This is a genomic window from Mycolicibacterium grossiae (assembly GCF_008329645.1).
GTDB classification, from domain to species: domain Bacteria; phylum Actinomycetota; class Actinomycetes; order Mycobacteriales; family Mycobacteriaceae; genus Mycobacterium; species Mycobacterium grossiae.
Genome location: NZ_CP043474.1, coordinates 5,424,331 through 5,444,888 on the forward strand (window position 1 = coordinate 5,424,331; position 20,558 = coordinate 5,444,888).

16 protein-coding genes and 2 pseudogenes are annotated in these 20,558 nt (G+C 71.9%); 5 read left to right on the forward strand and 13 right to left on the reverse strand.

Annotated elements, in window-relative coordinates; genetic code table 11:
• Window positions 1–2 precede the first annotated feature (2 nt).
• Entirely contained in the window at window positions 3–1,217 is a 1,215-nt protein-coding gene (gene glgC, locus FZ046_RS25905) for a glucose-1-phosphate adenylyltransferase (RefSeq protein WP_070354742.1), read from the reverse strand.
• A 125-nt stretch (window positions 1,218–1,342) separates the two neighbouring features.
• Here glgC and glgA point away from each other — a divergent pair, with 125 nt between their 5' ends.
• Window positions 1,343–2,518 (forward strand): glycogen synthase, encoded by a 1,176-nt coding sequence (gene glgA, locus FZ046_RS25910; protein WP_070354741.1) that lies wholly within the window; start codon window positions 1,343–1,345, stop codon window positions 2,516–2,518.
• Window positions 2,519–2,581: 63 nt separating this feature from the next.
• Here glgA and FZ046_RS25915 read toward each other — a convergent pair whose 3' ends face one another.
• From FZ046_RS25915 to FZ046_RS25945, 7 genes and pseudogenes are all read right to left on the reverse strand, one after another.
• Complete coding sequence (locus FZ046_RS25915; RefSeq protein ID WP_005059648.1) at window positions 2,582–2,749, reverse strand: DUF3117 domain-containing protein; 168 nt, start codon at window positions 2,747–2,749, stop codon at window positions 2,582–2,584.
• Window positions 2,750–2,931: 182 nt separating this feature from the next.
• On the reverse strand, window positions 2,932–3,537 hold the full coding sequence (locus FZ046_RS25920; RefSeq protein WP_070354740.1) for a DNA-3-methyladenine glycosylase I: 606 nt from the start codon (window positions 3,535–3,537) through the stop codon (window positions 2,932–2,934).
• Between the two features lie 149 nt (window positions 3,538–3,686).
• Window positions 3,687–3,986, reverse strand: a pseudogene (locus FZ046_RS25925) (DivIVA domain-containing protein); the annotation flags it as partial.
• Window positions 3,987–4,098: 112 nt separating this feature from the next.
• Entirely contained in the window at window positions 4,099–5,040 is a 942-nt protein-coding gene (locus tag FZ046_RS25930) for a glucosyl-3-phosphoglycerate synthase (protein WP_070354739.1), read from the reverse strand.
• Entirely contained in the window at window positions 5,037–5,867 is an 831-nt protein-coding gene (gene folP / locus FZ046_RS25935; protein ID WP_070354754.1) for a dihydropteroate synthase, read from the reverse strand. The genes FZ046_RS25930 and folP overlap by 4 nt, the downstream gene beginning before the upstream one ends.
• Before the next feature lie 138 nt (window positions 5,868–6,005).
• Complete coding sequence (gene fadD6 / locus FZ046_RS25940; RefSeq protein ID WP_070354738.1) at window positions 6,006–7,820, reverse strand: long-chain-acyl-CoA synthetase FadD6; 1,815 nt, start codon at window positions 7,818–7,820, stop codon at window positions 6,006–6,008.
• A 33-nt stretch (window positions 7,821–7,853) separates the two neighbouring features.
• Entirely contained in the window at window positions 7,854–8,432 is a 579-nt protein-coding gene (locus FZ046_RS25945) for a cytokinin riboside 5'-monophosphate phosphoribohydrolase (RefSeq protein WP_070354737.1), read from the reverse strand.
• 51 nt (window positions 8,433–8,483) lie between these two features.
• Here FZ046_RS25945 and FZ046_RS25950 point away from each other — a divergent pair.
• Window positions 8,484–9,731 (forward strand): annotated as a pseudogene (locus FZ046_RS25950) (AAA family ATPase); the annotation flags it as partial.
• Between the two features lie 102 nt (window positions 9,732–9,833).
• Complete coding sequence (locus FZ046_RS25955) at window positions 9,834–10,694, forward strand: type VII secretion target (RefSeq protein WP_070354735.1); 861 nt, start codon at window positions 9,834–9,836, stop codon at window positions 10,692–10,694.
• Here the strand turns inward: FZ046_RS25955 and FZ046_RS25960 are convergent.
• Together FZ046_RS25960 and dapE are read right to left on the reverse strand one after the other, a co-directional pair.
• Entirely contained in the window at window positions 10,683–12,323 is a 1,641-nt protein-coding gene (locus FZ046_RS25960) for an ABC-F family ATP-binding cassette domain-containing protein (protein WP_070354734.1), read from the reverse strand. The genes FZ046_RS25955 and FZ046_RS25960 overlap by 12 nt on opposite strands.
• A gap of 147 nt (window positions 12,324–12,470) precedes the next feature.
• A complete protein-coding gene (gene dapE / locus FZ046_RS25965; protein WP_070354733.1) occupies window positions 12,471–13,538 on the reverse strand; it encodes a succinyl-diaminopimelate desuccinylase in 1,068 nt (355 codons plus the stop codon).
• A gap of 34 nt (window positions 13,539–13,572) precedes the next feature.
• Here dapE and dapD point away from each other — a divergent pair, with 34 nt between their 5' ends.
• The gene (gene dapD / locus FZ046_RS25970; protein WP_070354732.1) at window positions 13,573–14,517 is read left to right on the forward strand and encodes a 2,3,4,5-tetrahydropyridine-2,6-dicarboxylate N-succinyltransferase; all 945 of its coding nucleotides are present in this window, start codon (window positions 13,573–13,575) and stop codon (window positions 14,515–14,517) included.
• A 455-nt stretch (window positions 14,518–14,972) separates the two neighbouring features.
• On the opposite strand, the gene FZ046_RS27570 is transcribed toward dapD, so the two are convergent.
• Window positions 14,973–15,383, reverse strand: a complete 411-nt coding sequence (locus tag FZ046_RS27570; RefSeq protein ID WP_170292482.1) for a hypothetical protein — start codon at window positions 15,381–15,383, stop codon at window positions 14,973–14,975.
• Between the two features lie 76 nt (window positions 15,384–15,459).
• Between FZ046_RS27570 and FZ046_RS25975 the strand changes: the two genes are divergently transcribed.
• Window positions 15,460–18,789 (forward strand): Ig-like domain-containing protein, encoded by a 3,330-nt coding sequence (locus FZ046_RS25975; RefSeq protein ID WP_170292483.1) that lies wholly within the window; start codon window positions 15,460–15,462, stop codon window positions 18,787–18,789.
• On the opposite strand, the gene FZ046_RS25980 is transcribed toward FZ046_RS25975, so the two are convergent.
• Window positions 18,786–19,130, reverse strand: coding sequence for a VOC family protein (locus tag FZ046_RS25980; RefSeq protein WP_070354729.1), 345 nt, complete (start codon window positions 19,128–19,130; stop codon window positions 18,786–18,788). The genes FZ046_RS25975 and FZ046_RS25980 overlap by 4 nt on opposite strands.
• Window positions 19,121–20,539, reverse strand: coding sequence for an acyl-CoA synthetase (locus FZ046_RS25985; RefSeq protein ID WP_070354728.1), 1,419 nt, complete (start codon window positions 20,537–20,539; stop codon window positions 19,121–19,123). The genes FZ046_RS25980 and FZ046_RS25985 overlap by 10 nt, the downstream gene beginning before the upstream one ends.
• Window positions 20,540–20,558 lie beyond the last annotated feature (19 nt).

A 20,558-nucleotide genomic window follows, 5' to 3' on the forward strand; every position in this document is an offset into this window, starting at 1 on the left:
CGTCAGACCCAGACGCCCTTGCCGACCGCGACGACGCCGCCGGCACTGATCGAGAAGCGCTCGCGGTCCTTGTCGAGGTCCACGCCGACCATCTCGCCGGGGCCGACGACGACGTTCTTGTCGAGAATGGCGTGCCGGACGACGGCGCCGCGACCGATGCGCACGCCGGGCATGAGTACGCTGCCCTCGACGATCGCGCCATCGTCGATGACGACGTTGGACGACAGCACCGAGTTGCGCACCGACGCCGCGGAGATGATGCTGCCCGCGCCGACGACCGACTCCTGTGCCGATCCCCCGTTGACGAACTTCGCGGGCGCCAGGTTGTCCGACTCCCCCATGATCGGCCAGCGCTTGTTGTACAGGTTGAAGATCGGGTGCACCGACACCAGATCCATGTGCGCGTCGTAGAACGCGTCGAGCGTGCCGACGTCGCGCCAGTAGCCGTGGTCGCGCTCGGTGGACCCGGGCACCTCGTTGTCCTTGAAGTCGTACACCGCGGCCATCCCGTCGGTGACGAGACGCGGGATGATGTCGCCGCCCATGTCGTGGTCGGAGTGGTCGTCCTCGGCGTCCGCGCGGATCGCGTCGATGAGCACCTTGGTGGTGAAGATGTAGTTGCCCATCGACACGAACGTCTGCTCGGGGTCGTCGGGGGTGCCCGGCGGGTTGGCCGGCTTCTCCACGAACTGCCGGATGCGGCCGGACTCGTCGGAGTCGATGCAGCCGAACGCCGACGCCTCCGCACGCGGCACGCGGATGCCGGCCACGGTGGCGCCTGCGCCGCTCTCGATGTGGAACTGCAGCATCTGCTCCGGATCCATCCGGTACACGTGGTCGGCACCGAACACCACGATGTAGTCGGGGTCCTCGTCGTAGATGAGGTTCATCGACTGGTAGATCGCGTCGGCCGAGCCGGTGTACCAGCGCGGGCCGAGCCGCTGCTGCGCCGGCACCGGGGTGATGTACTCGCCGGCAAGCCCGGAAAGTCGCCAGTTCTGCGAGATGTGCCGGTCCAGCGAATGCGACTTGTATTGCGTGAGAACGCAGATGCGGAGGAAGCGGGCGTTGACCAGGTTGGACAGCACGAAGTCGATCAGCCGGTAGCCCCCGCCGAAGGGAACCGCGGGCTTGGCCCGGTCGGCGGTCAGCGGGTAGAGCCGTTTGCCCTCACCGCCGGCCAAGACGATGCCCAGCACGTGTGGCAATTCCCTCATGTCTCAAACCTATCGGCCGTCACGAACGGAGGCCAGCCATTCGCGGGGATCGGGGCGCGCGTCGGGCCCGGCGACACCGGATCCCGGGATGGTGTGGCGCCGCGGCGACCACTACCGTCGAGGGCATGCGGGTGGCGATGATGACCAGAGAATATCCGCCCGAGGTGTACGGCGGCGCCGGCGTCCACGTCACCGAACTCGTCGCCCAGCTCCGGCGGCTGTGCGAAGTGGACGTGCACTGCATGGGCGCCGACCGGCCCGGCGAGCCCGACGTCTACGTCGCCCGCCCCGATCCCGCGCTCACCGGCGCCAACGCCGCGCTGTCCACGCTGTCGGCGGACCTCGTCATGGTCGACGCCGCCGCCGGCGCGACGGTGGTGCACTCGCACACCTGGTATGCCGGGATGGCCGGGCACCTGGCGGCGCTGCTGCACGGCGTGCCGCACGTGCTGACGGCCCACTCGCTGGAACCGCTGCGGCCGTGGAAGGCCGAACAGCTCGGCGGTGGCTACCGGATCTCGTCGTGGGTGGAGCGCACCGCCGTGGAGGCGGCCGACGCCGTGATCGCCGTCAGCTCCGGCATGCGCGCCGACGTGCTGCGGACCTACCCGGCGCTGAATCCCGACCGCGTGCACGTCGTGCGCAACGGCATCGACACCGAGGTGTGGCATCCGGCGGCACCCGATCCCGAGCAGTCGGTGCTGGCCGAACTCGGCGTCGACCCGACACGGCCCATCGTGGCGTTCGTCGGTCGCATCACGCGGCAGAAGGGCGTGGCGCACCTGGTCGCCGCGGCGCACCGCTTCGCCCCCGACGCCCAGCTGGTGCTGTGCGCCGGCGCGCCGGACACCCCGGAGATCGCCGCGGAGGTCCGTACCGCGGTCGAGCGGCTGCAGGACGGCCGGTCCGGCGTGTTCTGGGTGCAGGAGATGCTGCCGACCGCGAAGATCCGCGAGATCCTCTCGGCGGCAACGGTCTTCGTGTGCCCGTCGGTGTACGAGCCGCTGGGCATCGTGAACCTGGAGGCCATGGCCTGCGGGACGGCGGTGGTGGCGTCCGACGTCGGCGGCATCCCGGAGGTGGTCGACAACGGCGAGACCGGCCTGCTGGTGCACTACGACGCCGACGACGCGGCGGGCTTCGAGGCCGGACTGGCCGACGCGGTCAACGACCTGCTCGCCGATCCCGACCGCGCGGCCCGGTACGGGCGCACCGGCCGGCAGCGGTGCATCGACGAGTTCTCCTGGGCGTCGATCGCCGAGCAGACGTTGGAGATCTACCGCGCGGTCACCTCGACATGACGGACGGCGTGACGGCTCGCGCTGAACGCGGCCCGTCACGCCGTGCGTGTAGCCCGGGTGTGGCTAGCTGGTGACGTTCTTCAGTTCGTCGCCGAGAGCGGCGGCTTCGTCCGGAGTCAGTTCGACGACCAGGCGCCCACCACCCTCCAGTGGTACGCGCATCACGATGCCCCGCCCCTCCTTGGTTGCTTCCAGTGGACCGTCGCCGGTCCGGGGCTTCATCGCCGCCATCGAGTGCTCCCTCCGCACTGTGCCGGCCCGCGGCAGCGGACCGATCCGGGCCGGGGCCGTTACACCCGTCGACAGCTCCCGGCACTGAACTGCATCTGAACTTCCTACATTGTTCCCTATTCCGGCCGTTCGGTGTGCAAAGACCCGGGTAAGCGCCGTTCGGGAGCGTCGCGGGGCGCGCGTCAGCCGCGCGGTGGTACGAAGCAGCCGGCGACGTGGTCGTCCACCATGCCCGTCGCCTGCATCAGCGCATACGCCGTCGTCGGGCCGACGAACCGGAACCCGCGCCGTTTCAGTTCCCGTGCCATCGCCGTCGACTCGGGTGTCACCGCGGGCACGTCGGCCAGCGTGGCGGGTCGCGGCCGGGTGGGAGGCGCGAAGGACCACAGCAGCTCGCCGAGGTCGGTGCCCTCCTCGGCGAGCGCGACGGCCGCCTCGGCATTGGCGATCGTGGCCACGATCTTCGCGCGGTTGCGGACGATGCCGGCGTCGGCCAGCAGCCGCTCGACGTCGGTCTCGGTGAACGTCGCCACCCGGGCGGCGTCGAAGTCGGCGAAGGCCCGCCGGAAGTTCTCCCGCTTGCGCAGGATGGTCAGCCACGACAGCCCACTCTGGAAGGCCTCCAGCGACATCCGTTCGAACAGGTCGCGGGCGTCGTGCAGCGGCCGGCCCCACTCGGTGTCGTGATAGGTCCGGTACAGGACGGAATCGGCGGCGTCCCAACGAGGGCCGGTGAAGTCCGCCCACCCGCAGCGGACCCGTCCGTCGCCGCCGGCGGCCACGGTCACCGCCGGTCCGCAGCGCCGTCGGCCGGAACGTCGGCGTCGTCGTGCGGTGGCGCGTCGTGCGGTGCCGCGTCGTTCGGTACTGCGTCGTGCGGTGCCGCGTCGTGCGGTACTGCGTCGTGCGGTGTTGAGTCGTGCGGTGCTGCGTCGGGGTCGGCGATGCCGTGGGTCCCGCGCACCGCCGTCAGTTCGCCGCGTAGCTGGTCTAGTTCGGCGCCGAGCCGGTCGAGCACCCAGTCGACCTCACTGGCCTTGTAACCCCGCAGCGCCTGGGTGAACCTGACCGCCTCGACGTCGGCCCCGGTCACCCCGGACGCCGGCAGCACCGTGGCCGTGGTCTCGCGCGGCAGCGGAGGCAGCCGCTCGCCGCGACCGAACACCACGGTGCCGATGCCGAACAGCACGACGGCCACCAGGATCAGGACGACCAGGTACAGCAGGATCAGGGTCACGGCGTCGATACTGCCTCAGGGGTCGGACGCGGCGCTGAACCCGGGTCCGTCGCCGACGGTACCAGTGACTGTGCCAGTGCCAGTGACGGTGCCGGGGCCGGGGCCGGCGGCGCTACGGGCGCAGCGTGTTCATCGGCGGACGGTCGGCCAGCGACACCGACGTGGTCCGCGCGGTGTAGTCGTCGCCGTCGGCGAAGAACTGGGTGAGGCCCATGCCGGAGTCATCGATGCCGCAGCGCGTCAGCAGCGTGGCGATCACCTGCCGGCTCATGGCCGCGAGTTCGGTCAGCGGGCGGTTGCGGTGAGTGCGGACGCCGAGGTTCACCTGGGCGATGGCATCGAGCCCCAGCCGGTCGTAGGTGTCGACCAGCAGGCCGATCTCGACGCCGTATCCCGGCGCGAACGGCACCGAGGTCAGCAGCTCGCGCGTGCCGGCGTACTCGCCGCCGAGCGGCTGCAGCAGGCACGTCAGCTCCGGGCGCAGTGCGGCCAACAGCGGGCGGGCCACCAGCTCGGTGACGCGTCCGCCGCCGTTGGCGTCCTCGCTGCCGCTCACCTTCAGGGGCCGCCGGTAGAAGCCCTTGACCAGGTGCACGCCGTCGGTGGTCAGCAGCGGGCCGAGGAGCTTCGGCACGAACATCGGGTCCGGGTCGATCAGGTCGGAGTCGACGAACGCGACGAGGTCACCGGTGGTCGCGGCGAGCGAACGCCACAGCACCTCGCCCTTGCCCGGCTGCGGCGCCACCTCCGGCAGGGCCGCCTCGCGGCTGATCACCCGCGCCCCGGCGGCCACCGCGCGGATCTCGGTGTCGTCGGTCGAGCCGGAGTCCAGCACGATCAGCTCGTCGACCAGACCACCCAGCAGCGGGGTGATCGTCTCGACGACCGAGGCGACCGTCTCCTCCTCGTTGAGCGCCGGCAGCACCACCGAGACGGTGCGCCCGCGCTTGGCGGCTTCGAGTTCGGCGACCGTCCACATCGGCCGACGCCAGCTGTGGTCGGTGAGCCAGCGGTGCCCCGACACGGCGTCGGTCAGTTCGGGTGTGATGCTCATGCCAGTCCCCTTACGGTCCGCGCCGGTGGTCGCACGCCCTGGATCGACGCGACCATGTCGAGCACGCGTCGAGTGGGTCCGACCTCGTGCACGCGGAACATGGCGGCACCGGCTGCGGCGGCGAGCGCGGTTGCGGCCAAGGTGCCCTCGAGCCGTTCGGTCAAACCCACGCCCAAAGTCTCCCCGACGAAGTCCTTGTTGCTCAGTGCCATCAGGACGGGCCATCCAGTTTTTACAAGGTCTTCCACGTGCCGCAACAAAGTAAGACCGTGATGAGTGTTCTTGCCGAAATCGTGGGTCGGATCGACGAGGATCGCGTCCCTCGCGACGCCCGCGGCGACCGCCCGTTCGGCGGCGGTGGTGACTTCGGCGACCACGTCGTCGACGACGCCGCGCGTGGTGGTGCCGTACTCCACGCGGAACGGCCGGGTGCGCGGCACCGCCCCGCCGGTGTGCGAGCAGACCAGCCCGGCGCCGTGCCGGGCGGCGACGTCGACCAGCTCCGGGTCCGCGCCGCCCCAGGTGTCGTTGACGATGTCGGCGCCCGCCGCGCACGCACGGTCGGCGACGGCCGCGCGCCAGGTGTCGACGCTGATCAGTTGGTCGGGGTAGGCGCCGCGCAGCCACTCGATGAACGGCACCACCCGCGCGATCTCCTCGTCGGCGTCCACGGTGCTGCCCGGCCCGGCCTTCACGCCGCCGACGTCGATCACGTCGGCGCCCTCGGCGATCACCCGGTGCACCGCGTCCATGGCGGCGCCGTCGGCGAAGGTGGCGCCGCGGTCGTAGAAGGAGTCCGGCGTGCGGTTGACGATCGCCATGATCATCGACCGGTCACCGGCGACGGGCCGGCCGAGGAACCTCCCCGATGAGGTGTACACGTTCCCAGGCTAGCCACTAGCGATTTCGGCGCGCTTTCCCATCGTCAGCGATCGGAAAGCGCGCCGAAATCACGCGGTGACGGGCTACTTGTTGGCGGGGCGCTTGCCGTCGACGACTTCCTGGGGGTAGTCGTCGTAAAACTCCACGTAGCCCTCGTCGCGGCCGGCGAGCACGTAGATCGGGTCGTCGATGGTGCCGGCGTCCTCGTCACCCTCCCCGGACTCGCCGCCGTAGCCCTCCTTGCGCAGGTCGACCTTCTGGCTCTTGAAGGTCGAGGTGTGCGCGAGTTCGGTGACGACGCGGACGAACAGCGGGATGGCGTAACCCGGCAGGTGCTCGTAGGCGACCTTGGCCAGCGCCTTGCCGTCGAACTCCTTGCCCTCCTTGAGCTGCAGCGCCACCATGCCGGCGCGGCCGCCCGCGCCCGGCACCTCGACGCCGAACACCGTGGCCTCCTCGACCTGCGGGTCGAGCGACACCGCGGCCTCGACCTCGGTGGTGGCGACGTTCTCGCCCTTCCAGCGGAACGTGTCGCCGAGGCGGTCGGTGAACGCGGCGTGGCCGAACCCCTGCGAGCGCATCAGGTCGCCGGTGTTGAACCAGACGTCGCCGTCCTTGAAGGCGTTGCGCACCAACTTCTTCTCGGTGGCGTCCTTGTCGGTGTAACCGTCGAACGGCTGGAAGTTGCTCACCTTGCTCAGCAGCAGCCCCGGCTCGCCGGTCTTCACCTTGCGGACCCGGCCGTCGTCGCCGCGCAGCGGTTCACCCGACTCGCCGTCGTACTCGACGAAGGCGATGGGCGACGGGCAGATCCCCGTGGTCTTGTCGATGTTGAAGACGTTGAGGAAGGCGGTGTTTCCCTCACTGGCGGCGTAGAACTCGCACACCCGCTTGATGCCGAAGCGCGACGTGAAGTCGTCCCAGATCGCCGGGCGCAGGCCGTTGCCGCAGATGACGCGGACGCGGTGCTTGCGGTCGGTCGGCTTCTCCGGCTGGTTGAGCAGGTAGGTGCAGATCTCGCCGATGTAGACGAAGGCCGTGGCGTCGTAGTCGATGACGTCGTCCCAGAACTTCGACGCGGAGAACGACTTGCCCAGCGCCAGCGTGGCGCCGGCATTGATCACCGACGAGCAGGCGACCGTCAGCGCGTTGTTGTGGTACAGCGGCAGGCAGCAGTACAGGGTGTCGTCACTGGTCAGCCGCATGCCGAGCCCGCCGAAACCGGCCAGCGCGCGCAGCCAGCGGTAGTGCGTCATGACGCTGGCCTTGGGCATGCCGGTGGTGCCCGAGGTGAAGATGTAGAAGGCCTTGTCCTTGGCCAGCACGGCCGCGGTCGCCGCCGGGTTGGTGGTCGGCGCGGTGGCGGCGAGCTGCTGCACGTCGTCGATGGTCATCAGGCCGTCGGTCTCGGCGCCGCACTCGGTGATCGGCTCGACGAGGTCGGTGTCGGCGACGATGGCGCGTGCCTTCAGCAGCCCGATGCTGTGCTCGAGCACCTTGCCGCGCTGGTGGTAGTTGAGCATCCCGGCGACCGCACCGCACTTGACGGCGGCCAGCATCAACAGCACCGAGTGCGGCGAGTTGCGCAGCATGATGCCGACGACGTCGCCGTGCCCGACGCCCTTGGCGGCGAGCACCGCGGCGTAGCGGTTCACCGTCTCGTTGGCCTCGCGGTAGGTGATGGCTTCGTCGCCGAACCGGATGAAGACGTTGTCGCCGAAGCGGGCGGCGCGGTCCTGGAAGACCTTGCCGATCGACGTCTTGGCCGAGGGCCGGGCGAGGAAGCCCGTGACGGCGCCGCGCACGATGGCGGGCGCGTCCAGCAGTAGGCCGGGCAGACGAGGGGCGATGTCGAGGAGCCCGACGTTGCTACGCGTTCCCGAGTTCTGGTCGCTCATGGCCGTCCACCCTATCTGCGCGGGTGGGCGGCATCACGTACCCGGTGCGCACGAGGCGAGGGCCGCATCGACGTCGGTGACGACGACGAGGCGGTCCAAGGCGCCCGGACCCACGTAACCGCTGTCGGCCAGCCCGCGCAACCAGGCCAACAGACCGTCGTAGTGACCGAACGGGTCGAGCATCACCAACGGCTTGTCGTGCATACCCAGGTAGCCCGCCGTCCACGCTTCGAAGAACTCCTCCAGCGTGCCGATGCCGCCGGGCAACACGATGAACGCGTCGGCGCGGTCCTCCATCACCTGCTTGCGTTGCCGCATCGTGTCGGTGACGACGAGTTCGTCGGCGTTCACGTCGGCCACCTCGCGGTGCACCAGCGCCTTGGGGATCACCCCGACCGTGCGCGCTCCCCCGGCCCGCGCCGCGTCCGCGACCGCGCCCATCGCCGAGACGTTGCCGCCGCCGGACACCAGTGTCCAGCCGCGCGCGGCGAGGCCGGCGCCGACGTTCGTCGCCAGCGCGAGCAGTTCGGGGTGCCGCGGACCTGAGGCGCAGTAGACGCACACCGCGAACTCGTCGTGCGTCGCGTCGTCTTCGTCCTCGCGTTCGGCCACGGGAAAAACGTACCGGGCGCCGCGGGCCGGCCCTACACTGCGGCCGTGGTCGAAGCAGTCGCCGCGGCGACGGACGCGCTGGGCCGGGGTGACCTCGAGACCGCCGAACGCCTGAGCCGGGAGGCGCTGAATGCCGCCGGATCCGACGGGAGCCTGGACGCCCGGCTGGTGCTCGCCCAGGCGCTCGCCTGGCAGGGCCGCGGCCGCGATGCCGACGAGGTGCTCGGCGCCGTCGACCCGGCCGCGCTGAGCCAGCAGGACCTGGTGGCGTGGGCGCTGCCGACGGCGGCCAACCAGTTCTGGATGCTCGACGAACCGGAGCGCGCCACCGCGTTCCTGCGCGCCACCCGGGGACGCCTCGCGCCGGGGCCGGCGGTCGCGACCGTCGACGCCCTGCTGGGAACGTTCGCGATGAACGCCGGCAGCCCGGCGCGGGCGCGCGAACTCGCCGGCCAGGTGCTGGCGGACGCCGACGCCGACGCCCAGGCCGTCGGTTGGGCCGCGGCCGCCGCCGCGCTGTGCGGCGCGCGGATGGGTGCCGCCTCCGACGTCGACGACCTCGCGCGCCGAGCGGTCGACGCGGGACATCCGGGCCTGCTCCGCTTCACCAGCGCCTTCGGCCAGACGACGACGCTGGTGCTCGGCGGTCATATCGACCGGGCGCATGCACTGGCCGCGGGACTGCTCGACGCGCCCGGCACCGGGCATCCGGCGCGCGCCGTCGCGCAGCTCCTGGTCGCCGACGTCGCGCTGTGGCGCGGCGACTTGGACGCGGCGGCTCGGCTGCTCGAGGTCGCGGCGGCCGCGCTCGCGCCGACCGGGTACTCCTGGGGCCCGCTGGCGTGGATGCTGTTGGCGCAGACCCTCGGTCAGCAGGGCCGGGTGGCCGACGCCGGCCGGGTGCTGAGCCGGGCCGAGGCGCGGCACGGTCTCAAGTCGATGCTGTTCGCGCCCGAGCTGGCGCTGGCCCGGGCCTGGACGCTACACGCGCGCCGTGACGTCCCCGGCGCGATCGCGGCAGCCCGGGAGGCCGCCCGCGCCGCCGAACGGGGCGGGCAGTCGGCGGTGGCGGTGCGGGCGCTGCTCGACGCGGTGCGCCTCGGCGACGTGCGAGCCGCCGACGGCCTGCGCCGGCTCGACGTCGACTGCCCGGTGGCGCGGCTGGCGGTGGACTACGCGGGGTCGCTGACGGCGCGCGACGCCGCCGGGTTGGCCGCCGCGGCGGAGGCATTCGCCGGCATCGGCATGGCGGGGGTGGCGGCCGACGCGGCGCGGCAGGCCTCCGACGTGCGTGGCTAGTACGGCTGGAACAGCCGGGCGGCGGGCGGCCGAACTGCCGTCGTCCCGGCCTGGCGAGCGGCCATAGAATCGACGCACCAGATCGTGGGCGGGGAGGAATGCATGTCCGACTTCTACCTCGGGGACACCGGGCTGTCCCCGCTGTCGGACGTCCACTCCCGGGTGTCGGAGGGCCTCGGCGCGCTGAGCGGTGCGGGAGCACCGCAGGCGGCCGACGTCGCGCGGTCCTTCGGCACGATCGCCTTCGGCGTCAACACCGCGCTGGACACCGCGGCGCAGAGCCGTCTCGGGACGCTCGACGCGACGAAGACATCCAGCCGGACGATCGCCGATCTGCTCACCAAGGCCCAGGAGATGTACGCCAAGGGCGACATGGCCGGCGCCGACCGGCTGAAGGCCGCCGCCGCGGCGCTCGAGGGCGAGAGCGGCGGCGCGTCCGGTTCCGGCGGCGCGTCGGGTTCTGGCGGCGCCGGTTCTGGCGCGGCGGCGGGCGGCCGGGCATCCGGCGCCGGGAGCAGCGGGTCCGCCGGCGGCGGGGACGTCATGGGGCAGATGGTCGGCCAGATCGGTCAGCAGGTCGGCCAGGCGGCCCAGTCCGTGGGGCAGGCCGCGACCGGGCTCGCCCAGGGTCTGTCGCAGTTCCCGCAGCAGGTGATGCAGGGCGTGGCGCAGATCGTGCAGACCGCGACCGGGGGGCTCGGCAGCGCGGTTGGCGGATCGGCCGCCGGGGCCGCCGACCTCACGGATCGCGGCGAGCGGGCCGAGCGGGCAGGCGAGCACGAGCGCTCCGGCGAGCGCGAGGCGCGTGACGAGGAACGCGCGACCGGGCGCGCGCAGGCGGCCGCCGGCACCGAGCGGCCGACGTCCCCACCTCCCGCGGGTGCCGCGCCGGGCGGCGAGAGCCCCGGCCGCGCGCCGGTCGAGCGGCCGGCGCAGACCCGGCCGCAGCAGTCACCGCTCTGAGTCGAGCCGCCCCTGCGTCAACCGCAGGCGACGGTCGATGCCGATGGCATCGAGGAACGCGTCGTCGTGGCTGACGACGATCAGCGCTCCCCGGTAGGCGTGTAGCGCCGCCTCGAGTTGCTCGACGCTCACCAGGTCGAGGTTGTTGGTCGGCTCGTCGAGCAACAGCAGCTGCGGCGCGGGCTCGGCGTACAGGACGCACAGCAGCGTCGCCCGGAGCCGTTCCCCGCCGGACAGCGCGCCGACGGGAAGGTGGATGCGGTCGCCGCGAAACAGGAACTGGGCCAGCAGGTGCCGGTGGCGGCTGCGCTCGAGGGTCGGCGCGGCCGTCGCGAGGCTCTGCGCCACCGTGGCCGTCTCGTCGAGGACGTCGAGCCGCTGCGAGAGGTACGCGATGCGGCCGCCGGCGCCGGTGACGGTGCCGCGCGAGGGCCGCAGCGTTCCGCTCAGCACGCGGAGCAGCGTCGACTTGCCCGCTCCGTTGGCGCCGGTCAGCGCGATCCGTTCGGGTCCGCGGACGTCGAGGTCGATCCCGTTGTCGGCGAACAGCTCTCGGTCGCCGAGCCGAACGCCCACGTTGCGCGCGGTGAGCACCGTGCGCCCGGCGGGGACCTCGGTGTCGGGCAGGTCGAGGGCGATGACGTCGTCGTCGCGGACCGCGCGTTCGGCGTCGTCGAGTCGCGCACGGGCGGCGTCGACCCGCTTGGCGTGGACGTCGTCGGCACGCCCCGCAGCCTCCTGCGCGCTGCGCTTCCGCGCACCCGCGACGATCTTCGGCAGCCCGGCGTCGGAGACGGTGCGGGCGGCCGTCCCCGCGCGTCGCGCCGCCCGTTCGCGCGCCTCCTGCTTCTCGCGCTTCTCCCGGCGCAGCCGCTGCTCGGCGTTGCGCACGTCGGCGGCCGCCGACGCCCGAGCGGCCTCCACGGCCGCGGCGTACGACGTGTAATCGCCGCCGTGGAAGGCGATCTCGCCGTCGCGCAGCTCGGCGATGCGGTCCATCCGGTCGAGCAGCACGCGGTCGTGGCTGACCACCACGAGCGTGCCGGTGAACTCGTCGAGCGCGTCGTGCAGCCGGGCGCGGGCGTCGCGGTCGAGGTTGTTGGTGGGTTCGTCGAGCAGCAGCACGTCGGGCCGCGCCAGCAGTCGCGACGCGAGCCCGACGCTGATCACCTCGCCGCCGCTCAGCGATCCGAGGCGGCGGTCGAGCGTGACGTGGCCGAGGCCGAGCCGGCCCAGCCGCGCGCGGCAACGCTCCTCGACGTCCCACTCGTCGCCGATCGCGGCGAACACCTCTTCCGAGCCGTCCCCGGCGGCCAGCGCATCGAGGGCGGCGACGACCGGCGCGACGCCCAGCACGTCGGCGACCGTCGCGTCGGCCTCGAAGGGCAGCGTCTGCGGCAGGTAGGCGAGCGTGCCAAGCACGTCGACGGAACCAGAGTCGGGCGTCAGTTCACCGGCGAGCAACCGCAGCAGCGTGCTCTTGCCGGCCCCGTTCGGGGCGACGAGGCCGGTACGGCCGGCGGGCACCGCGACGCTGAGGTCGGTGAACACCGGAGTGTCGTCGGGCCAGGAGAAGGACAGGTGCGACGCGACGAGGGACGCCGACGACGGACGTGCGGACGGAGACATGCGTGAGGTCTTTCGTGCCGGGACCCCGAGGATGGGGCCCTGAATGGGTGGGGACGCCGAAACTCCGGATCACCCGGAGACGTCTTCTCCCAGCACCGTTGCGGCCCACCTCACCTCGATGACACGTACCCGTCCAGGGTAGCGGCGTCACGCAAGCAGATATCGGCGCAGCATCTCCGTGGCGGCCGTGACCTGGCCGACCTCCACGTGTTCGTCGGAGCGGTGGGCCAGGTTCGGGTCACCCGGGCCGTAGTTCACCGCGGGAATGCCGAGCGCCGCGAAACGCGCGACGTCGGTCCAGCCGTACTTGGCGCGCACCCGTCCTCCCGCCGCGGTGACCAACGCCGCGGCGGCCGGTGCCCCGAGCCCGGGCAGCGCGCCGGGTGCGGAGTCGGTCAGTTCGAGGTCGACGGGGAGACCGGCGAACACGCCCGCCACGTGCGCCACGGCGTCGTCGACGCTGCGGTCCGGGGCGAACCGGAAGTTCACCGTCACCGACGCCGCGTCCGGGATGACGTTGCCCGCGATGCCGCCCTCGATGCGGACCGCGGACAGTCCCTCGCGGTAGGTGCAGCCGTCGATGTCGACCGACCGGGCCTCGTACGCCGACAGTCGGGCCAGGACGTCACCCAGATCGTGAATGGCATTGTGGCCCAACCACGATCGCGCCGAGTGCGCCCGGGTGCCCGTCGCGCGGAGGACGACGCGGATGGTGCCCTGGCAGCCGGCCTCGATGACGCCACCGGACGGCTCGCCGAGAATCGCCACGTCGGCACGCAGCCATTCGGGCAGTTCGCGTTCGATGCGCCCGAGGCCGTTCGCGGACGACTCGATCTCCTCGCAGTCGTACATCACCAGCGTGACGTCGTGCGCGGGCTCGTCGAGTGTGGCGGCTAGGTGCAGGAAGACCGCATCGCCCGACTTCATGTCCGAGGTGCCGCAGCCGTACAGCACGTCGCCCTCCCGCCGGCTGGGCACGTTGTCGGCGGCGGGCACCGTGTCGGTGTGCCCGGCGAGCAGGACCCGGGTGGGGCGGCCGAGGTGCGTCCTGGCGAGCACCGCGTCACCTTTGCGAATCACCTCGAAGTGCGGCGCCTGGGCGCGCAGCGCGGCCTCGATCTCGTCGGCGATGCGCTGCTCGTGGCGGGACTCGCTGGGGATGTCCACCAGCGCGGCGGTCAGCGCGACGGGATCGGCTCGCAGATCTAGGCCCACACCCGCTCACGCTAGTCCAGTAGCCTCAACCGACGTGACTAGCGCATCAGGCGTCGGCGTCGCGACCATCGCCGCCGACGGAACGGTTCTCGACACCTGGTTCCCCGAGCCCGAGCTGTCCGGTGACGGCGAGGCCGGCACGGTTCGGCTGTCCACGGCCGAGGTGGGCCCGGAACTGGCCGAACTCGAGGCCCGCGACGACGCCCGCGACGTCGACGTCGTCCTGGTGCGCACCACCATCGCGTCGCTCGACGACGAGCCCGTCGACGCCTATGACGCGTACTTGCGGCTGCACCTGCTGTCGCACCGCCTCATCGTCCCGCACGGCGCCAACCTCACGGGCATCTTCGGCCTGCTGGCCAACGTCGTGTGGACCAGCGCGGGCCCGTGCGCCGTGGACGGCTTCGAGACCACCCGCGCCCGGCTGCGCCGCCGGGGACCGGTGGCCGTGTACGGCGTCGACAAGTTCCCGCGCATGGTCGACTACGTCCTGCCCCGGGGCGTGCGGATCGCCGACGCCGACCGCGTCCGCCTGGGCGCTCACCTCGCCGAGGGCACGACGGTGATGCACGAGGGCTTCGTGAACTTCAATGCCGGCACGCTCGGCACCTCCATGGTCGAGGGCCGCATCTCGGCGGGCGTCGTGGTGGACGACGGCTCCGACGTCGGGGGCGGCGCGTCGATCATGGGCACGTTGTCCGGCGGCGGCAAGGAGGTCATCCGGGTCGGGAAGCGCTGCCTGCTGGGCGCCAACTCCGGGCTGGGCATCTCGCTCGGCGACGACTGCGTCGTCGAAGCCGGCCTCTACGTCACGGGCGGCACCAAGGTGAGCACGGCCGACGGCCAGACCGTCAAGGCCGTCGACCTGTCCGGCTCGAACAACCTGCTGTTCCGACGCAATTCACTGTCCGGGGCGGTCGAGGTGGTCAAGCGCGACGGCACCGGCATCACGCTCAACGAGGCGCTGCACGCCAACTGAGACCGGCGCTTCCATCGGCGGTCGACGATGACGGCAAACGGTTTGCCGACTCGGACGTCTTCTCGGCTCGACGGCGGCGAACACCGTAGCGTGCGCGTTCGAGTTTTCATACCGATGGCACGGATTGCCGTCGCAAAGAACCAGGTCACGAGCCGTACGACGCCGCGTCGTCCGCCGGTCACCGGGAGCAGCGCCTCCAACGCTGAACGACCAAGTGATTGCGTGGGAAACATCTCGATTTTTGCCTGCGCGTGAATTGACCATCACGTAAGTTCTTCTGCATCGCGGAGCCCGTCCGGCCGCGCCGTTGGACCGCACCGTCGGAAAGGCACGTCCGCCATGCACGCAGCGAGGCACCGCAGAATCACCCCCTCGGGCAGACACCGGGCCGACGCGTCGTGCCGACCGGCACTACCTCCGGTCGCGGGGTCGTCGGGCATCGTCGGCCCGGCGCGCTACGTGGGCCGGATCGGTGCGCTGGCCGTGGCGCTCGGTGTGGGCGCCGCCCTCGCCGTTACCCCCGTCGCGTGGGCCGACGACGGCTCCGATGCGTCCTCCGGTCCAGCGGGATCCTCCTCGGCGAGTTCGCCGTCGGGTTCGCCGTCGGGGAGTTCGTCGGCCGGCACGTCGACGGACGCGTCGAGCACCGGGTCTGCGTCGAGCACCGGGTCTGCATCGAGCGCCGGGTCTGCATCGAGCGCGGGGGCCGACCCCACGTCGTCCGCCTCGCCGACGAGCACCGCGCCGACGGCGACCGCCGGCCCGTCGACCACGTCCGCGGGCACGGGATCGCCGCGGCCGCCGGTGATGAACGTCGACAGCAGCGGCGGAGCCATCACCTCCGAACACCGGACCTCCGACGACACGTCCGCCCCGACGACCGTGTCGCAGCCCGCCCCGACGACCGACTCGCAGTCCGTCTCGCCGGCCGTGTCCCCAGCCGTGTCGCAGCCTCAGGACGCGCCCGCCGCACCGGCCTCTGCGCCCGCGAAGAACGACGACCCGGCACCCGCGCCGACCGCCCGCCCCGCGGCGCCCGGCGCGGTCGTGCACGCCGACACGGTGTCCGTCGGGTCGACCGACGCCACCGCAGTCGCCCCTCCCCCGGCAGCGGCCGTCGTCTCCGTGCCGGCCGCATCGCTCGACGCGACGGCCGGCAGCGTGGCTTCGGAGCCGGAATCTGCTGCACTGCAGCAGGAGTCGACCGTGGTGTCGGTCCTCGCGGCGGCCGTCGCGCCCTTCGTCCTGCCCGGTCCGGCGACGCCGGCCGCATCGCCCCTGCTGTGGGCGGTACTCGCCTGGACGCGGCGTGAAGCCGAGGTCGACGGCTCGAGTGAGACGCTGCGGACCACCGCCGCCGCGGCGCCGGCGGACTTCGAGGTCGAGGAGGACCAGCCGCTCTTCGGGAACGTGCTGGACCTCCATCCCGACGTCACGCCGGGCACCGTCACCGTCGGCGACGGCACCGCGCCGGCGCATGGCACGCTCACCCTCGACGGCAGCGGGAACTTCGTCTACACCCCCGACCAGGACTTCTCCGGCGATGACCAATTCGGCTACACGCTGACCGATTTCGACGGCGTCGTCGTCACCGCGACGGCACGCATCACCGTCACCCCGGCACCCGATGTCCCGGTCGGCTCCGACGCCGACGTACGCACCGACGAGGACACTCCGATCACCTCGACGCTTCCCGCCGCCGGCGACGTCGATGGTGACGAACTCGTCTACGCCGTCGCGCAATCGCCGCAGTCCGGCACCGTCGTGGTCGCGGCCGACGGCGCGTACACCTACACCCCCGCGCCCAACTTCTACGGAGTCGACTCCTTCGGCTACACCGTCAGCGACGGCACGTTCACCGTGGGCTACGTCGTCACGGTGACGGTCGCACCGGTCGACGACGCCCCCGTCGCCCTCGACGACAGCGTCTCCGGCCCCGAGGATTCCGAATTCACGGGGGTCGTCCCGGTCACCGAGGTCGACGGCGACGTCCTGACCTACGGCATCGATCGCGGTCCGCAGCACGGCACCGTGACCCTCGGCGCCGACGGCCGTTACGTCTACACGCCGGCCGCCGACTTCCACGGGGCGGACTCCTTCACCTACACCGTCACCGACGGCACGACGGCCCCGAGCACCGGCACCATCGCCTTCACCGTGACACCGGTGAACGACCCGCCGCGCAGCGAGCACCTCGACGTCAGCACCGCCGAGGACACCCCGTACGACGGCGTCCTGCCCACCAGCGACCCCGACGGCGACCCGCTCACCTACGACCTCTTCGGCACACCGGTGCACGGCACCGTGATCATCCGGCCGGACGGGTCCTTCACCTACCGCCCCGACGCGAACTACAACGGGGCCGACGAGTTCACCTACCACGTCATGGACGGCACGACCTACGGGCAGTACGTCGTCAGGATCACGGTGACCGCCGTCAACGACGTCCCCGTGACCACGCCCGCGGCGTTCACCACCGGACCCGGCGTCGCCGTGACCGACACGGTCGCCTGGCACGCCTCCGACGTCGACGTCGCCGACGAACTCACCTTCACCGCCGCAGCACCGACAGCGGGCACGGTGACGATGGGTGCGGACGGCCAGTTCACCTACACCCCACGTCCCGGCTTCTCCGGCACGGACACCTTCGTCTTCACGGTCACCGACACCGCGGGCGCCACCGCGACGGGCGTCGTGTCCGTGACGGTCGCCAACCAGCAGCCGGTCGCCTACGACGACGGGTACCAGGTGACGCCAGGTGCCACGTTGACCGTCGACGCCGCCCACGGACTGCTCGCCAACGACGTCGATCCCGGCGACCCGCTCACCGTGACGTCGGTGACCCAGCCGACCCACGGCACCGTGACCGTCGCCGGCGACGGTTCCTTCACCTACACGCCTACAGCGGGTTTCAGCGGCGACGACTGGTTCAGCTACACGATCACCGATTCGGCCGGCGCCACCGCAACGGCGACCGTCTTCTTCGGTGTCGCCCCGGCGTCGAATCTCCCGCCGATCGCCCCGGACTGGACGTTGACCACCGAAGCCGACGTCGACGTCACCTTCGATCCGCTCGCCGGCGTCACCGATCCCAATGGCGACGTCCTGTGGGTCCGCGACGGGGAGCAACCCGCCCACGGCTTCGTCCAGCAGTACACCAACGGCACCATCGCCTACGTTCCGGACGGCACGTTCGTGGGCACCGACGGCTTCACCTACGAAGTGCACGACGGCACCAACGTCGTCACCGTCAGGGTCACCGTCATCACGAGCCCGTCCACCGCGCCGGTCGCCACCGGCGACGAGGTGAGCATGCCCGAGGGCGGCACGGTGACGATCGACCCGCTGGCCAACGACACCTTCATCGGGACGCCCACCGTCGAGCTGATCAGCACGGCCCAGTACGGGACGGTGACCGTCGACGCGGCGACCGGGAAGCTCACCTACGTCGCGACCGCCGGCACCAACGCCCTGGGCGACTCCTTCGCCTACCAGATCACCGACGAACGCGGCCGCTGGAGCGTCGCGTCGGTCGACATCACCTTCACCGCGGGGAACCGCCCGCCGGTAGCGACCGACGACGTCGCCGCCACGCCGATCGGCACGCCGGTGTCCATCGACGTGCTCGCCAACGACTACGACCGCGACGGCACGACGCTGACCGTCTCGGTGGTGTCGCAGCCGGAGTTCGGCGGAACGGCGATCGCGCGCAAGGACGGCACGATCGACTTCACCCCGACCAAGGGGTACGTCGGCATGGCGTCCTTCAGCTACGAGGTGACCGACGAATCGGGCGCCGTCGCGCGGGCCACCGTCACCGTGACCGTCTACGACCCGACCCCGCCGGACGCGCCGGTCAAGTCGTACACCGTAGGCAAGGGCCGGACGCTGACCGTCTCGCTCGGCGACGGCGTGCTGGCGGGCTCGGGATACCAGGGGTGGCTCACCGGACTCGAGACCGGGCCGGCACACGGCGTGCTGCGCCTCGCCGAGGACGGCTCGTTCACCTACACCCCGCGGGAGGGCTTCGTGGGCACCGACTCGTTCGTCTTCTACGTCCACACCAGAGAACAGGGCGACGGGCCGTTCACCGCGACCATCACCGTGACCGAGGACGGCCCCGGGACACCGCCGAACGACGCAGTCGCCGTGGCTCTTTCGTCGTCGGACACCGCCTACGGCACCTGCGGCGGCGACTGGTTCGCCGGGCGGGACGACCCGGCGAGCACGTGGCCGACGTGCCTGTTCCTCGGTCGGCCCGAGGACGTCTAACCCTTCGCCGCCAGCACGCAGAACTCGTTTCCCTCGGGATCGGCGAGCACCACCCAGGTCTCGTCGCCCTGCCCGACGTCGGCGTGCCGGGCGCCGAGGGCGAGGAGCCGGTCGACCTCGGCCTGCTGGTCGTCCGGCCGGAAGTCCAGGTGCAGTCGGTTCTTCACCGTCTTCTCCTCCGGCACGCCCAGGAACAGCCAGTCCGGACCGGCCGGTGCACGCAGCAGGACGTCGCCGTCGTCATCGGTCTCCAGGGGCCAGCCCAGCGCGGTGGACCACCACTGCGCCAGACCGCGGACGTCGCGGGCGTCGATGCACAGCGCGGTGAACGTCAGACCCATCCCAGCAACTCCTTCTTCATCACCTTGCCCATCGCGTTGCGCGGCAGGGCATCGACGACGCGCACCTCGCGCGGCCGCTTGTGCGCCGAGAGCCGTTCGGCGACATACGGAATGAGCGCATCCGGATCGGCGTCGCCGACGACGAACGCGACGATGCGCTGCCCGAGGTCGGCGTCGGGGGCGCCGATGACGGCCGCCTCCGTCACGCCGGTGTGGCCGAGCAGCACCGTCTCGACCTCGCCGGCACCCACCCGGTACCCACCGGACTTGATCAGGTCGACCGACTCGCGGCCCACGATGCGGTGCATGCCCGCACCGTCGATCACCGCGACGTCGCCGGTGCGGTACCAGCCGTCGGCGGTCAGCACCTCCGCGGTGGCGTCCGGGCGGTTCAGATAGCCGACGAAGAGCGTCGGCCCGCGGACCTCGAGCCGCCCGATGGTCTCGCCGTCGTGGGCGACCTCGGCGCCGTCGTCGTCGACGAGGCGGCTCGAGATCCCGGCGAGCGGGGTGCCCACCCAGCCCGCGCGGCGCTCGCCGTCGGCACGGGTGCTCAGCGTGATCAAGGATTCGGTGGAGCCGTACCGCTCGACCGGCGCGTGCCCGGTGAGGCGGACCAACTCGTCGAACACCGGCACCGGCAGCGGCGCGCTGCCCGAGACCAGCAGCCGCGCCGAGGACAACGCGCGGGCGGCGTCGGGGTCGGCGGCGATCCGCGACCACACGGTGGGAACGCCGAAGTACAGCGACCCGCCCGCGGCGGCGTACGCCTCCGGCGTCGGCTTGCCGGTGTGCACGAAGCGGTTGCCGATCCGCAGCGAGCCGAGCAGGCCGAGCACCAGGCCGTGCACGTGGAACAGCGGCAGACCGTGCACCAGGACGTCGGCGGCGGTCCACTGCCACGCCTCGGCGAGAGCGTCGACGTCGGTGGCGATGGCCCGCCTGCTGATGAGCACGCCCTTCGGGGCGCCGGTGGTTCCGGAGGTGTACATCACCATCGCCGGTGCGTCGGCGGGCGGTTCGGCGTAGCGGTGCCACGACCGGGCGTGTAGCCGAACGGGAATGTGCGGCAATCCTTCCGGCTCGCCGGGCAGCTCCCCCAGCCAGGCGCGGGCACCGGAGTCGGCCAGGATGTGCCTGCGCTCCACGGAGCCGACGTCGTCGGGCACGGGGACGAACGGGACGCCCGCGATGAGGCAGCCCGTCACCGCGAACACCGTCGCCGGGGTGGGAGTCGCCAGGATCGCGACGCGGTGTGCGGCGCCGATCTGCTGGCCGACGCGCTCGGCCACCGAGGTGGCGCCGCCGACGAGGTCACTGCGGCTGAGAACGGTGCCGGCGATCCGGACGGCGTCGGCGACGTCGTCTCCGGCGGCGACGGCTGCGGGGTTCAGCGAGGTGAGCAGCACACGGGCAGGTTACCGCCGG